Annotated in this window: 15 protein-coding genes; 6 read left to right on the top strand and 9 right to left on the bottom strand. The window is 59.3% G+C overall.

Going from position 1 to position 15200, the window contains the following annotated elements:
* Window positions 1-192: 192 nt before the first annotated feature.
* A complete protein-coding gene (locus JL05_RS05545) occupies window positions 193-1029 on the top strand; it encodes a MurR/RpiR family transcriptional regulator (RefSeq protein ID WP_004930856.1) in 837 nt (278 codons plus the stop codon).
* A gap of 41 nt (window positions 1030-1070) precedes the next feature.
* Here the strand turns inward: JL05_RS05545 and JL05_RS05540 are convergent, their stop codons facing one another.
* From JL05_RS05540 to JL05_RS05525, 4 genes are all read right to left on the bottom strand, one after another.
* Window positions 1071-1409, bottom strand: a complete 339-nt coding sequence (locus JL05_RS05540) for a type II toxin-antitoxin system RelE/ParE family toxin (RefSeq protein ID WP_004930859.1) — start codon at window positions 1407-1409, stop codon at window positions 1071-1073.
* 14 nt (window positions 1410-1423) lie between these two features.
* Complete coding sequence (locus JL05_RS05535; RefSeq protein ID WP_033631887.1) at window positions 1424-1693, bottom strand: hypothetical protein; 270 nt, start codon at window positions 1691-1693, stop codon at window positions 1424-1426.
* Between the two features lie 174 nt (window positions 1694-1867).
* Window positions 1868-2689, bottom strand: coding sequence for a 5-deoxy-glucuronate isomerase (gene iolB / locus JL05_RS05530; protein WP_033631886.1), 822 nt, complete (start codon window positions 2687-2689; stop codon window positions 1868-1870).
* A 77-nt stretch (window positions 2690-2766) separates the two neighbouring features.
* Complete coding sequence (locus JL05_RS05525) at window positions 2767-4272, bottom strand: CoA-acylating methylmalonate-semialdehyde dehydrogenase (RefSeq protein ID WP_015379335.1); 1506 nt, start codon at window positions 4270-4272, stop codon at window positions 2767-2769.
* Between the two features lie 556 nt (window positions 4273-4828).
* Here JL05_RS05525 and JL05_RS05520 point away from each other — a divergent pair.
* Window positions 4829-6271, top strand: coding sequence for a sugar porter family MFS transporter (locus tag JL05_RS05520; protein WP_015379336.1), 1443 nt, complete (start codon window positions 4829-4831; stop codon window positions 6269-6271).
* A 32-nt stretch (window positions 6272-6303) separates the two neighbouring features.
* Window positions 6304-7140, top strand: coding sequence for a TIM barrel protein (locus JL05_RS05515; protein WP_033631885.1), 837 nt, complete (start codon window positions 6304-6306; stop codon window positions 7138-7140).
* A gap of 35 nt (window positions 7141-7175) precedes the next feature.
* Here the strand turns inward: JL05_RS05515 and fetB are convergent, their stop codons facing one another.
* From fetB to JL05_RS05490, 5 genes are all read right to left on the bottom strand, one after another.
* The gene (gene fetB / locus JL05_RS05510; RefSeq protein WP_033631883.1) at window positions 7176-7949 is read right to left on the bottom strand and encodes an iron efflux ABC transporter permease subunit FetB; all 774 of its coding nucleotides are present in this window, start codon (window positions 7947-7949) and stop codon (window positions 7176-7178) included.
* Window positions 7936-8613, bottom strand: a complete 678-nt coding sequence (gene fetA / locus JL05_RS05505; protein WP_033631882.1) for an iron efflux ABC transporter ATP-binding subunit FetA — start codon at window positions 8611-8613, stop codon at window positions 7936-7938. The genes fetB and fetA overlap by 14 nt, the downstream gene beginning before the upstream one ends.
* Before the next feature lie 191 nt (window positions 8614-8804).
* A complete protein-coding gene (locus tag JL05_RS05500) occupies window positions 8805-9092 on the bottom strand; it encodes a FaeA/PapI family transcriptional regulator (protein ID WP_004930885.1) in 288 nt (95 codons plus the stop codon).
* Between the two features lie 37 nt (window positions 9093-9129).
* Window positions 9130-10239 (bottom strand): FKBP-type peptidyl-prolyl cis-trans isomerase N-terminal domain-containing protein, encoded by a 1110-nt coding sequence (locus JL05_RS05495; RefSeq protein ID WP_079007655.1) that lies wholly within the window; start codon window positions 10237-10239, stop codon window positions 9130-9132.
* Between the two features lie 29 nt (window positions 10240-10268).
* On the bottom strand, window positions 10269-10613 hold the full coding sequence (locus tag JL05_RS05490; protein ID WP_370446676.1) for a YuaE family lipoprotein: 345 nt from the start codon (window positions 10611-10613) through the stop codon (window positions 10269-10271).
* 827 nt (window positions 10614-11440) lie between these two features.
* Between JL05_RS05490 and JL05_RS05485 the strand changes: the two genes are divergently transcribed.
* The 3 genes from JL05_RS05485 to JL05_RS05475 all read left to right on the top strand — a co-directional run bounded on the left by JL05_RS05485 (window position 11441) and on the right by JL05_RS05475 (window position 15187).
* Window positions 11441-11971, top strand: coding sequence for a fimbrial protein (locus JL05_RS05485; RefSeq protein ID WP_015379342.1), 531 nt, complete (start codon window positions 11441-11443; stop codon window positions 11969-11971).
* 91 nt (window positions 11972-12062) lie between these two features.
* Complete coding sequence (locus JL05_RS05480) at window positions 12063-12614, top strand: fimbrial protein (RefSeq protein ID WP_004930899.1); 552 nt, start codon at window positions 12063-12065, stop codon at window positions 12612-12614.
* A gap of 86 nt (window positions 12615-12700) precedes the next feature.
* Window positions 12701-15187, top strand: coding sequence for a fimbria/pilus outer membrane usher protein (locus tag JL05_RS05475; RefSeq protein ID WP_050501228.1), 2487 nt, complete (start codon window positions 12701-12703; stop codon window positions 15185-15187).
* Window positions 15188-15200 lie beyond the last annotated feature (13 nt).

The raw sequence follows: 15200 nt of genomic DNA, 5'->3' as shown, positions 1-15200 counted from the left end.
GGTTCACGTCCCCTTAAAGCCATTTCGCCGCTTTAAGGGGATTTTTTTGCCCCTTTTCTGTGAAGTCGCGCAATGTGCGATCGAATAAATCGCTTTTTGAGGAAATGAAATTTCCGCTCCGTCTGTTAAAATACCCTGTCAATATTTCAGGCATCAGGCCAATGCGCCTTCACCCCACTGCGAGCCGAATGGATGAACAACCCAACTCAACTTTCGCTGTTACAGGACGAGATCCGCCACCGTTATGAAACGCTGAGCAAGCGTTTGAAGCAGGTGGCGCGCTATATTTTGGATAACAGTAACAGCATCGCTTTCGATACCGTTGCCTCCATCGCCGCACAGGCCAGCGTGCCGCCTTCCACCCTGATCCGTTTCGCCAACGCCTTCGGCTTCAGCGGCTTCAACGAAATGAAGCAGGTGTTCCGTCAGCATCTGATGGAAGAAACGGTGAACTATACCGAGCGCGCGCGCCTGTTCCGCCAAACCTCTACCGACGACAACGTCGCGCCGGAGAAGCCGGCGGAGATTCTCAACGTATTCACCATGGTCAATGCGCAGGCGCTGCAGCAGCTGGCGATGCAGATTGCCCCCGAGCAGTTGGATCGCGCCGTCGAACTGCTCAACAACGCCGAAAACATCTACGTGATTGGCCTGCGCCGCTCGTTCAGCGTCGCCTCCTACCTCACCTATGCGCTGCGCCATCTGGAGCGCCGCGCATTTCTGATCGACGGCCTGGGCGGCATGTTCACCGAACAGCTGAGCATGGTGAAACCGAAAGACGTGGTGATCGCCATCAGCTATTCGCCGTACGCCCGCGAGGCGGTGGAACTGGTGGAATTGGGCGCCAAGCGCGGCGCGCAGCAGATCGCCATCACCGACAGCCAGGTCAGCCCGCTGGCCGCGTTCAGCGACGTCTGTTTCGTGGTGCGTGAAGCTCAGGTGGACGGGTTCCGTTCGCAGGTGGCCTCGATGTGCCTGGCGCAAACGCTGGCGGTCTCGCTGGCGCTGAATAACGCCCGGGACGAGTAAGGCGGATGTGAACGCGCCCGATAGGCTCGGGCGCGGCGGGATTATTGCAGCAACAAATAGCGGTAGAGCGCGCTTTCCAGATCCTGCTTCATGCTGATGAAAAGCAGAATCTCCACCGTTTGGCCGTCGTAGTCATAGATGACGCGGTATTCGCTGTCGGGATCCAATCGTTCGTGCAACCGCACTCCCATGCCCGCCAGCACGGCGTTGAAGCGGTAGCGGGCGGGATCGTCGGCAATTGCCGCGAGGGACGATAACAACAGATTGTCCACGAACATCCCGGCTGCGACGGCCCCTATCGTTCCGCTCTTATAAGACTCGATGTCTTTCAGGCTCCATTCCGCCGCCGGCGCGACGGTAAAACGTATTTCCTGGGGCATCCTGCACCTCGGGTCTATTTCCGCGCGTCACGCAGCCGCTGCAAGGTTTCTTCGGGCAACAGACCGCGCTGATTTTTAATCTCTTGCTTCGCCATCATAGTCAGTTTCAACAACGCGTTGGACTGGCGCTCGAGATTGCGTTCCCGTATTTCGGCCTCTCTCTCAGCCGCCGTTTGTACAAACAGCTCGGCAACACCATTTTTTGTGACGTAAACCCCGCCTTCAAACAGATCGGGCGAACCTAATCCTTCGCGCGCCGCTTTTTGAGACATGGTGGTTGTCATAATTTTTCCTCCTGTGTACCGGCATTCTCACTGCATAACAGCGGTTCGTTAGATTCACTCAGCCAGGGAGCAATCGCGTGCGGACAGGTTATCATTTGAGCAAGACAGAGGGCAAATTTAGGTCAAATTTATCCCCTGATAAAGAGAAAGCCCGGCAAGCCGGGCCTCAAGCGCTTATTGCGCGGCGGGGTAGCCGTCGCCGTTAATCCAGGCGTGGTCTTTTTCCCAGGTGAATTTCCACTGCCGCACCGGCCCGGCCATCACGTTGAGGTAGTAGTTGTCGTAGCCCGCCAGGGTCGCCACCGGATGATAACCGCGCGGCACTTTCACCACGTCGCGATTGTAGACCGGCATGCATTCGTCGAGCGTGCGATCGTCGGTATAGACGCGCTGCATGCAGAACCCTTGCTCCGGCTGAATGCGGTGATAGTACGTCTCTTCGAGATAGGTCTCGTCCGGCGAATCTTCTTGATCGTGCTTGTGGCTCGGGTAGGAGCTGGTGTTGCCCTCGTCGGTGTAAACCTCCACCACCAGCAGACTGTCGGCCGGCTCGCTGTCCGGCAGAATGTTATGCACCAACCGCTGGTTGCGCCCCTTGCCGCGCCGCTCCACGCCGATTTCCGCCGGCGTGATCAGGCGTGAAGGCAGATGGCCGCTGCCGGGCGCGCTGCACACCGCCAACTCCAGATCGGTTTCTGCCCGCACGTCGATGCGATCGTGGTGCGGCACGTACACCGCGTAAGGCGGCGTGCGCTCGAACGGACTCATGCGTTTGCCGATATGCGGGTATTCGGCGCGCAGCGTGGCGACGGAGGCGATACCGGCCACCAGTACCAGACACAGTTCCTTGTCACCGCATTCCAACCGCAGCGACTGCCCGGCGGCCAGGCGGTAAACGTCAAAGCCGACATAGCCCCAACCGGCATTTTCCGGCGTCACGTGCTGGATACGCCCCTCGGCGTTCGGCGCCTGACATTTGGCAAGCAGTGAAGACATTTCGATTCTCCTGTTAACTCCCCGTGCAAAGGCCGCTGCCCCCATGGAGCAACGGCCCGCTCATACTCTGCGATCGCTTAACCCAGCGTCGGCATGCTGAATTCAGACACCGTCTGTTGTCCGGCCGGCCAGCGCGCGGTGGCGGTCTTCATGCGCGTGTAGAAGCGCACGCCGTCGGTGCCGTGCACGTTCAGCGCGCCGAACACCGAGCGCTTCCAGCCGCCGAAGCTGTGGAACGCCATCGGCACCGGCACCGGCACGTTGACGCCGACCATCCCGGCCTGCACTTCCTGCACGAACTGGCGCGCGTAGTGGCCGCTGCCGGTAAAGATGGCGCTGCCGTTGCCAAACTCGTGGCCGTTGACCGTGTCGATGGCGGTGCGATAGTCCGGCACCCGCACGATGCCCAGCACCGGCCCGAAGATCTCTTCGCGGTAGATGCGCATGTTCGGCTTTACATGGTCGAACAGCGTGCCGCCGACGTAGTAGCCTTCAGGGTAGCCCGGCACCTGATAATTGCGGCCGTCGGCCACCAGGGTGGCGCCTTCTTCCACGCCCAGATCGATGTAGCCCAGCACCTTTTTCTGATGGGCGGACGACACCAGCGGCCCCATTTCATTCTCTTCGCCACCCTGCTGCAAGCCCGGCCCGACGCGCAGCTGCGCGATCAGCGGCTTCAGTTTGGCGATCAGTTTGTCGGCGGTGTCGTCACCGACCACCACGGCGATCGGCAGCGCCATGCAGCGCTCGCCGGCAGAGCCGAACGCGCCGCCCATCAACGCGTTGACCGTGGCGTCCAGATCGGCGTCCGGCATGACGATCGCCTGGTTTTTCGCCGCGCCGAAGGCCTGTACCCGCTTGCCGTGCGCGCTGGCGGTGGTATAGATATGTTCCGCCACGGTGGAGGAACCGACGAAGCTCACCGCCTGAATGCGCGGATCGGTGCACAGCTGCGCCGCGTCTTCATTGGCGCAGTGCACCACGTTGAACACGCCGTCCGGCAGGCCGGCTTCTTTCAGCAGCTCCGCCAGGCGCACTGAGGCCGAAGGCACCAGCGCCGGCGGCTTGAGGATAAAGGTATTGCCGCAGGCCAACGCGATAGGGAACATCCACATCGGCACCATCGCCGGGAAGTTGAACGGGGTAATGCCCGCCACCACGCCCAGCGGCTGCATCAGCGAGAAACTGTCGACGCCGCTGCCGACGTCCGGCGAGTATTCGCCCTTGATCAGATGCGGGATGCCGCAGGCAAATTCGACCACTTCCATGCCGCGCGTCAGTTCGCCCAGCGCATCCGAATACACTTTGCCGTGTTCGCTGACGATAAGCTCGGCCAGCTCGTCGCGGTGCTGTTCCAGCAGCGCCTTGAAATTGAACATGATGCGCGCGCGGCGCAGCGGCGTGGTGCGCGACCAGTCGGCAAACGCCCGGTGGGCCACGTCGATGGCCTGTTTGACTTCGGCGGCGGTGCTCTGCGTGACGCGTCGCTCAACCTGCCCGCTGGCCGGGTTGTGCACGTCGACGGTTTGATTGCTGCTGCTCAGGCACACCTGCCCGTCAATAAAGTTACCCACGGTTTTCATGTCACGCCCTCTTTTCAAGTCCGCTGTCGCCTGGCCACACCCAGGCGGCGCGGCGTTAATCGTCCCGCTCGCCAAACCCCGTCGGCAAGCCGGCTAAATCCTGACCGGATGCAGCAAACTCTATTTCATTGAAAAAAAAGTTTCAAATAAATTGTTTTGAAAAATTTGTTTTTAGTGCGTGAGGTCGCAATTTTGCGGTGTCGATCGGGTTGGCGCTTGCATTGCCGTGCCAGGGGAAGCGCAACTGCGGCGGAGAAAGTTGGGGTAATACACACTGACTTTGCTACAGAAAACCCGCACTGTGCCTGCCCTGTCGCCGTTACCGCACGCCCTCGAGCGCCCAAGGTGCCCGAATCGCTCGCGACGGTTTTTTTTGAACTGGATCTAAAAATCAATATTCCATTATTCACTAATTATGAAATAAATGTTCTTGTTTGTTCCAGCATTTATCGACGACATCGCCTTGATGACAGGCACGGTTCACACCCTTCCGCTCGCCCTCTTCCCGACACCCCAACCGTGCGGACGGAAGCCAGGATAAAAATCGGAGCAACACATGTCATATCAGCGTAAGCACAATACCGGCTACATATTGCGAATTTGCGGCATCGCCGCCCTGGGCGGCATTCTGTTCGGCTACGATACCGCCGTGATCTCCGGCGCGATCGAAGCGTTGAAAGCCTATTTCGATCTCAGCCCGGCCGAAACCGGCTGGGCAGTCTCCAACGTGGTGATCGGCTGCGTGGTCGGCGCCTTCGCCGCCGGGCCGCTGGCGGCGCGCTGGGGCCGTAAAAAGGCGCTGATGCTGGCAGCGCTGCTGTTCACCGTGTCCGCCGTCGGCGCAGCTTTGGCCCCAACTTTCACCTGGTTCGTCATCTACCGCATCATCGGCGGGCTGGCGGTCGGCATTGCCGCCACCGTGTCGCCGATGTACATGTCGGAGGTGTCGCCGAAAGACATGCGCGGGCGGGCGCTCAGCATGCAGCAATTCGCCATCGTCTTCGGCCAGATCGTGATTTTCTACGTCAACTTCAAAATCGCCAGCCTCGCCAGCGAAGCCTGGCTGGTGGAAATGGGCTGGCGCTGGATGTTCGCCTCGGGCGTGATCCCCTGCATTCTGTTCTGCATCCTGGTGTTCGTCATTCCTGAATCGCCGCGCTGGAACGTGATGATGGGCCGCGACGATCAGGCGCTGGCGATGTTGACCAAGGTCTCCAACGCCGCCCACGCGCAGAATCTGCTGAAAGAAATCAAAGACTCGCTGCAGCAGGATCAACAGCAGCAGCACCGGAAGCTGAACTACGGCGATGTGCGGGTGCGGTTCATCCTGTTCGTCGGCTGCATGATCGCCATGTTGCAGCAGGTCACCGGCGTCAACGTGATGATGTATTACGCGCCGGTGGTGCTGAAAACCGTCACCGAAAACGCGCAGGAAGCGCTGTTCCAGACCATCTGGATCGGCGTGCTGCAGTTGGTCGGTTCGGTCATCGGCGCCATGCTGATGGATCGCATGGGCCGCATTCCGCTGATGCGTTACGGCACGCTGGGCGCCATCGCCGGCCTGCTGCTCACCTCGTACGCGCTCTACACGCAGGCCACCGGCTATTTCGCGCTGTTCGGCATGCTGTTCTTCATGGTGTTTTATGCGCTGTCCTGGGGCGTCGGCGCCTGGGTGCTGGTGTCGGAAATCTTCCCGAACCGCATGCGCGCCCAGGGGATGAGCATCGCCGTCGGCTGCATGTGGGTCGCCAACTTTGCGGTGTCGCAGTCGTTCCCGATGATCAACGACCACCCTTACCTGTTCTCGCATTTCCACGGCGCCTTCCCGATGTGGATCTTTGCCGCCTGCTGCCTGTTCAGCTACTGGTTTATCGGCCGCTATATTCCTGAAACCAAAGGCGTCTCGCTGGAAAAAATGGAACAGGTGGTGCTGGCCAAACGCCACCGCCAATCCCTGCCCGACGGCAAGCCGCTGCCGCTGGAAAACGGCAAATCCTGATCTCTCACCCCTTATCGCTGGAGTCATGCCCCATGAACATTTCGCTGGACCGCTTCTGTATTAACCGCAAGATCGCGCCGAATCTCGATCTGGACAATTTTTTCCGCCTGGTGAAACGCTGCGGGCTCAGCAAAGTTGAGCTGCGCAACGACATGCCCAGCGGCAAGGTGACCGACGATCTGAGCGACGCGCAGCTCAACGCGCTCGCCGCGCAATACGGCATTGAAATCGTCACGATCAACGCCCTCGGCATGTTCAATCGGGTGGATGACCCGGCGGCGCTGCAGCAGCGCGCCGAAGCGTTGCTGGCGCAGGCGCAGGCCATCCACAGCCGGGCGCTGGTGCTGTGCCCACACTGCAGCGCCGACGACACGCGCAGCGAGCAGCAAAAACGGGACGATACCCTCGCCGCGTTGCGTCTGCTGGCGCCGCTGTTTGCCCGCTACGGCGTGCAGGGATACGTCGAGCCGCTGGGCTTCGGCATCAGCTCGTTGCGATCGTCGCTGCTGACCCAGGCGATCATCCGCGATTCGGGCGCGCCATACCGCATCGTGCTCGATACTTTCCACCACTATTTGAGCGGTGTGGCGCAAGCCGACTTCGACTCGCAGATCCAGGTGGCGCAGATCGGCCTGGTGCATCTGTCCGGCGTGGAGGATGGGCGGGATAAAGGCGCGCTGAGCGATGAAGAGCGCATCATGCTGAGCGCGGGCGATCGGCTGGAAAGCCGCCGTCAGGTACAGAACCTGGAACGTCTGGGCTACACCGGCGTCTATGCCTTCGAGCCCTTCTCTTCGCAGTTGGACGGCTGGAGCGAGGCGGATATCGAACGGGAAATCCGCCAGAGCATCGCCCTGCTGCAAGGGTAAAAAAACGGCCTCCGCGGAGGCCGTTTTTCATGGCGTTACTTCAGGTTGCCGACCACCAGCTGGTGGCGCGCATTGTAAAACTTACGGTAGGCCAGATAGCAGGCGATGATGGTCGACAGGCTGGCGGTGGAAAGCAGCATAAAGGTCACCATAATCTGGTATTTGATCGCTTTCACCGGGTCGATGCCGGCAAAGATCAGGCCGGACATCATGCCCGGCAGGCTGACCAGCCCAACGGTTTTCGCCGAGTCCACGGTCGGGATCAGCGAAGCGCGGATGCTATCGCGGATCAGCGCCGCCGAGGCGAACTTGGGCGTCGCCCCCAGGCTGAGCATCTCCTGAATCTTCTGCTGCTCGCCTTTGAAACGCTGGCCGAGGTTGGTGTAGCACAGCCCCACCGCCACCATGGCGTTGCCGGCGATCATCCCGGAGATGGGGATCACCTGCATCGGCGTAAATTCGATGGAGCCGGTCAATACCAGCACCGCCAACGTCAGCACCGCGCCGGTGGTGATGGCGATAAACGACGTCACGAACGCGTGTTCGACGTACTTGCTGCGTTTCTTGGCGTTGTAAGCCGCGTTAAAGCAGATGAACAGCACCATCAACACGGTGAGAACGGCGTTATCCAGGTCGAAAATATACTTCAGCACGTAGCCGACGATGATCAGCTGCACCACCGCGCGGCAGATGCTCCAGATAATGTCCTTTTCCAGCGCCAGCTTTTCCCGATGGCTGATCAGGATGGCGACCACCACCAGCACCATCGACAAGCCCAAGGATTCGTTGGTGATGTTATGCTGATTCATGCTGTTGCTCCTGTTGCTCGGCGCCGTGCGCGCGCAGGGTGATCACCTCGTCCGCATGCGCTATCTCTTCGGTATCGTGCGTCACCCACAGCACCGCCAGCCGGTGTTCCGCCACCAGCTGATGCACTATCTCATTGACGTTGCGTTTGTTTTCCTCGTCCAGCGCACTGGTGATCTCATCGAGCAACAACACCCGGGGCATAAACTGCAGGTTGCGGATCAGGGACACCCGCTGCTTCTCCCCGCCGGACAGTTCATTGATGCTCTTGGTCAGCATCGCCTCCGGCAGCCCGAAACGCGCCAGATCGGCCTTCATTTTTCGCTCGGCCGGCGGTTCCTGGCGGATCTGGTAGGGCAGCGCCAGATTGTCGTAAACCGTATTGCCGAACAGTGACGGCGTCTGGAAGCAGTAAGAGACCTGCTTGCGATACGCCTCCGGCGACATCTCGTCGATCGCCTGGCCGTCGAAATAGAGCTTTCCGCGGGTCGGATCCATTAAGGAAGAGATGATTTTCAGCAGGGTGCTTTTCCCGCAGCCGGAAGGTCCGGTGATCAGTTTGAACTCGCCTTCACCCAGCGTGAAAGAGACGGAATCCAGGATCACCTGGCTGTCTATTTGATAATGAATATCATCCAATCTCAGTATGTCTTTCTTTTCCTTCATTACGATGCCGGCTCCCTATACCTGTTCCCGTCTGAGCGATAAGTATATGGCTGCCAAAAACATCTTAGCAATGGCTGTGCGGATGGCAGCGAACGGAGGGGAAGGATTGACGGAGCGAAACGCCCCGCCAAATGATAAATTTAATTAATGATTAGCTGTAGGAATAGTCAAAAGCGACCGCCAGGGTCGAATCACTCTTTTTTTATCGCTGCCTGTTCGTCGCAGCTGTACCAGCGGAGAGAATTGTTGATGCTGCGGTGGGTGCAGTGAACCTTACCCTCCTTTTCCAGCGCCAGCAGCAGGGTGCGGGTGGTATAAATATTTTCGCCGCATTTATCCGCCAGCTCGCGCGTCTTCGGCCACTGCTCCGGCGGGGGATGATGGCCCCCAGATCCTTCCACACGCTCCCTGCACAATCCTTGCAACACATTCAGCATCAGCGATTTTCTGCTTTCAAACGTTTTCGGCGCCTTGGCCATAGCATTCCTCCTGAGTGGTTACTGCTGAGCACCCCGCTCACGGCTGCACGTCAGCGATGCGCAGGGTGTAAATCATGGTGGCATTCGGGGGGATCGCCGGCGGGTTGCCCTGTTTGCCGTACGCCAGCGCCGGCGGCACCACCAGCGTGATCGCACCGTGTTGCTGCAGCTTCTCGATAGCCGCGCGAAACAGCGGCGGGTAGCGCGTCAACGGCTGCGAGATCACCGTCCCCGCCAGCTCCATGTCTTTGACTACCCGGCCGTCGGTCAGGCTTTCGCGCACCACGATATCCACCCGATCGTCGGCGCCGATCGCCCCGCTGCCGGCATAATCCACCCGGTAATAGAAACCGAGCGCATCCTGCTTGACCCCCTCCTGGCGAACGAAATTGGCCAGGTAGGCGTTGTCATCCCGAGGCGGCGCCTGCGTCTGTTGCGCCTGCTGCAACCGCTGCTGCGCCGTGTGCAGCGCGCCGTCGATGGCGGCTTCATCGAGCCGCAATCGCCCGGCCAGGGTATCGGCGATGCCCGCCAGCAACAGCTGGCGATCCGCCTCCAGCCCCGCGCGCCGGTTCTCCTGCTGCAGATGCAGAATGTCGCGTCCGAGCGACACGCCGGCGGCATACGCCTGCTTGTCCGCCTCGCTGGCCAGCGCGGGCGGCTCGGCCGCCTGCTGCCGTTCGGCCAGCAAGGTCTCCACCCGCCGCTGCTGCTGCGCCAGCTGCGCCGCCAAACTTGCACTGCGCTGTTCGGACCGCGTTAACGAAGCGGACAGCACGCTCACTTCAGGCACCGGCGCAACGGCCTGCCGCAATCCCTTCAGGGCATCGGCCAGCGGCCGAATATCGACGACGGCCGGTTCCCGTTTCGGCGCCGCGGCGGCCTGAGCCGCCGCCAACTGCCGCTCCAGCTGACGGATTTTCTCCGCCTGCTGTTGCACAGAGTGCTTCAGAGAAGTTAAACGAGCCCCGTCTGCCCCCGCGACGGCGGCCGGTTTGGCGGCCGGTGTGGGCGCCGATTTACGCGCGCTGTCTTCCCTGGGCGCGGCCGGCGGCGCCTGCCGCTGTTCGGCAAACTTCAACAGCGCGGGAATGCCGTCATCGGCGGCGCAAGCGGCCCCGCTCGCCGCCAACAGCAAAAGCCCCATCGCCCATCCTTGCGCGCATCGCTTCATGGCTACAGATTCTCAACCCGGCTGGACAGATCGGACATCAGCTCATGCTCGACGTCAGCGCAGAATTTCTCGGTTTTATATTGATAAAGAGCATCAATCGCTTTACGGGTACTCTCATCCACGTTGCCGCGCACCCCGGCATATCCCGAAGCGTTGGAAAGCAGGCCATTAAAATAGGCGATGCGTTTTTGGTAACTTTGCGGATTAATATTCTTTAATGAATTAACCCGCTGCTGACAAAGCGCGATGCGTTGCTCATCGGATTTATCATTAGGATTATTCTGTGAGATTTTTTTCACGGAATTCAGTTTTGTCTTGCTCCCGCCCGCACAGCCAGAAAGCGCCATAAAAGACAGCAGAAATAGGGTCAAACCCGCCCAACGGCGCCCGCCGCAAGCATTAATCATCGTTATCATTCCGTTTATAATCCTTTAATTGTCACTTAGGTCATCATTATGTGGCGAACGGCAGCAGCACATGCCTTAATTTGATTAATCAAAATGGGTTAGGTAGCAAAAAATCCCTATCACGCAATGCGATAGAATAATTCACTACCGGTGCAATTGTTATTTAATTGTTAACCAATTAGGTCTAAACGCTGGCTAAACGCGAATAAGAAACCCCATTCCCTCATGAACAAACAACCATGAAATAACAATAAAAACAATAAATTATGTTTTATATTTTGTTTCTAAAGGGAAATGCATCATCTGCTGCCTCAGAGCGATATTAGCAAAACAATATTGTGAATTGTAGGTGCCACCCTATTTCCCCCGATCTAATATCTCGCATATCGTTATTTATATAGTGATTTATACTGGATAATATTTGTATACGATCTATTGATTTTAAAGCAAATATATTTCTTTTTCCTTTTGGTTTTATATTCTGAATTTGACTTAATTTAATAAAATCTATTTCCAAGCAATACTATTATTTGCAAGAATATTCCCAGCAACACGCCACACGTAAAACTCGTATTTTATTTACCAGAAAATCCATTATCGATTTTCCAAATCTCGTTATTTCTCATAAATAACGGATGTCGGCGTATTGCCCAGAGCAAAAGGATCTGGCTCCAACCGCACGGACGGCGACATGGCGTTGCCACCGCCGCGGGGGATTTAGATGTGCTGTTCTTTTTATTTAAAAACTCTCTACAGGAACCTGAGAAATGAAACTGAATAAATTAATGCTGGCAACCGTGATTGCTTTCGCTTCCGCATCTGTTGCTCATGCCGCATCTAATCAGGGCAGCGGTAAAGTCACCTTTACCGGCGAAATTATCGATGCGCCATGCAGCGTCGCGCCGGAATCCGTTGACCAAACCGTGCCGATGGGCCAGATCAGCAGCCGCATCCTGGCCAACCAGGGTAAATCCAGCATGCAGCCTTTCAACATCGAACTGAAAGATTGCTCCATCTCCACCATGAAAAACGTCAAAGTGACCTTTACCGGCACGCCTGATCCGGTCAACAACAAACTGCTGGCCCTGAGCGGCACGGCAACCGGCGCCGGCATCGTGATCTACGACAACCTGCACTCCAAAGAGGTGGAACTGGGCACCGCGACCGACGGTCAGGGCCTGAACGACGGCGACAACTCGCTGAAATTCGCCGCTTATCTGCAGGGCAGCAGCGCCTCAAGCGCCGTAGTGCCGGGCGACTTCACCAGCGTGGCGAACTTCACCCTGGCTTACCTGTAATACCCCACAGGGGATGTCTCAGGGCATCCCCCGCTTTATTGCATGCCGAGGATACCGGCAAGGGAACAGGGAAAGACAGGGAGACGCCAGCATGACTATCCGCCTTTGCGGCCTGTTGCTCATCGCGCTCAGCGTCGGCAGCGCGGCGGCGGCAGCGAAAAATCAGGGCCACGGCAAAGTCAGCCTGGGCGGCACCATCGTTGAAACGCCGTGCGGCATCGCCAGCGACAGCCTGGATCAAACCGTCGATTTTGGTCTGATTTCCATGACCGACGCCTCGCAGGATGGGCAGTCGGTGCTGATCGGCAGCCGCCGCCATTTCACGATCAAACTGGTGAACTGCGAGCTGGCCAGCCAGGTGAAGCCTGACTTCATCTATCGCGCGGCCAACGTCACGTTCGACGGCACCGCCGACAGCGGGGATCCTTCCCTGCTCGGCGTTTACGGCGAGGCGAAGGGCGTGGCTATCGAGCTGTTGAACGATGCCGGCACGCCGATCCCGCTCGGCAGCACGACAGCGGATTACCAGATCGTCGCCGGCGACAACACGCTGCGCTTTGGCGCGCAGTTGCGCCTGCATCCCGACAAGGCGCGGGCGGGCGGCTTCAGCTCTCTGGCCAAATTCACCCTGTCTTATCTCTAGCGCCGGCGGGCGCTGCACAGCATTACGTATTCAGGTCGTACGGATGACCTGCTATTGGGCGCGGACTTGCCATGAGTGATTATGCTATGACGTCATTACAGACACGGAAACACCTACCTCTCCTCGTCATTCTGTCTTTCCTCTGGGTGCGTCCGGCATTTTCCGCCACGGAATTCAATACCGACGTCCTGGATATCGGCGAGCGCAGCAAAGTGGATCTTTCGCGCTTCTCCGACGCCGACTACGTCATGCCCGGCGCTTATTTGCTGGACATCAAGATCAACCAGAAAACGCTGCCCCAGCGCAGCATTCAGTATTTCCCGTCGCCGGATAACAAGAGCGGCAGCCAGGTGTGCCTGCCGCCTGATCTGGTGGAAAAAATGGCGCTGAAAGAAGAAGCGGCCAAAAAAATCACCCTGTGGCACGACAACCAGTGCGCCGACATTCGCGGCATCAAAGGCGCGACCATCTCCGATCGCATCGGCGGCGGCGTGCTGGCGATCACCATCCCGCAGGCGTGGATGAAATACTCCGATCCCGACTGGACGCCGCCCGAGCAGTGGGACGACGGCATTCCCGGCCTGCTGCTGGATTACAACGTCAGCGGTCAGCTAGGCAAACAGAGCCATAACAACAACACCGCCCAGAACCTGAGCAGCTACGGCACGCTGGGCGCCAACCTGGGCCCCTGGCGCCTGCGCGCGGACTACCAGGCCAATTACAATCAGCAGGCCGGCGATCGCAGCACCGGTTTCGACTGGAACCAGATCTACGCCTACCGCGCGCTGCCGATGCAGGCCGCCAAGCTGACGTTGGGTGAGATCTATCTCGACTCCGGGGTGTTCGACGCCTATCGCTTCACCGGCCTCAACCTGGCCAGCGACGAGCGCATGCTGCCGCCTAACCTGCAGGGCTACGCGCCGGAAGTGCGCGGCATCGCCAAGAGCAACGCCAAGATCACCGTCTCGCAGGAAGGCCGCACGCTGTACGAAACCACCGTGCCCGCCGGGCCGTTCGCCATCCAGGATCTCAACAGCTCGGTGCGCGGCAAGCTGGACGTCAAGGTGGAAGAGCAGGACGGCACCGTTTCGACCTTCCAGGTGGATACCGCCACCATTCCGTACCTGACCCGCCCGGGCTACGTGCGCTACAACGTGGCGCTCGGCAAAACCTCGGCCTACGACCACCGCACCCAGGGGCCGCTGTTTTCCGCCAGCGACTTCTCCTGGGGGCTGAGCAACGCCTGGTCGCTGTATGGTGGCGCGCTGCTCGGCGGCGACTATAACGCCTGGGCGCTCGGCCTCGGCCGCGATCTGAACGTGTTCGGCGCCATGTCGCTGGACGTCACCCAGTCGATCGCTCGCCTGCCCGGCGAGCCGACCGCCAGCGGCATGTCGTTCAAGCTCAACTACGCCAAACGCTTCGACGAGCTGAACAGCCAGATCACCTTCGCCGGCTACCGCTTCTCGCAACGCAAATTCATGAACATGTCGCAGTATCTGCAGGAGCGCTACGGCGATTACGACAAGAATTACAACGGCCGTCAGAAAGAGCTGTATACCATCACCGCCAGTAAAACCTTTATGGCGGAAGACAGCGCCAGGGCGATCACCACCTATCTGACTTACTCGCACCAGACCTATTGGGACGCGCGAACCCAGGATCGTTACGGGCTGTCGACCAGCAAGTTGTTCAGCATCGGCGATATCAGCAACATCACCGCCTCGCTGTCGGCTTACCGCACCTATTACCAGGGCCGCACCGACGACAGCGTGATGCTCAACTTCACCGTACCGATCGGCGATCGTCGGCGCGTCGGCTATGCGCTGCAAACCAACAACGGCGACGTCACGCAGACCGCGTCGTACAACGACTACAGCGATCCGGACAATACCTGGCAGGTCAGCGGCGGCTTTAACCAGTCCGGCAAATCGCTGGCGCGCGGGTACTACACCCACAACGCCTCGTTCGGCTCGCTGAACGCCAGCGCCTCTTACCAGCAGGACAGCTACTCGTCGATCGGCGGCTCGTTCCGCGGCGGTCTCACCGCGACCCGGCACGGCATCGCGGCGCATCAGAACTCGAGCAACGGCGGCAGCCGCATGATGCTCGACACCGACGGCATCGCCGGCGTGCCGATCAACAACGGCCGCGCCTACAGCAACCGTTTCGGGCTGGCGGTGATTTCCGACATCACCAGCTACTACAACACCGACACCCGTATCGACGTCAACAAGCTGGCGGACGACGTCGAGGCCACTCGCGCCGTGGTGCAAGGCACGCTGACCGAAGGCGCCATCGGCTACCGCCACTTCGAGGTGGTGAAAGGCAGCAAGCTGCTGGCCACCATTCGCCTCGCGGACGGCAGCGAACCGCCGTTCGGCGCCGCGGTGCTGAGCGAGAAAGGCCGCGAGGTCGCGGTGGTCAACGACGGCGGCTCGGTCTATCTGACCGGCGTACAGCCGGAGGAAAAACTGGATGTCGCCTGGGAAGGCCAACGCCGCTGCCGCATCGTGATCCCGGGCGCCGCCAAGCCGCTGGACCAGCTGCTGCTGCCGTGCGCCACCCTGTAATCCGTAACGCTGA

The organism is Serratia nematodiphila DZ0503SBS1 (genome assembly GCF_000738675.1).
In the GTDB taxonomy this organism is placed as follows: Bacteria; Pseudomonadota; Gammaproteobacteria; order Enterobacterales; family Enterobacteriaceae; genus Serratia; species Serratia nematodiphila.
The sequence above is the reverse complement of the archived record's forward strand: the minus strand, read 5'-3'. Positions and strand labels throughout refer to the sequence as shown.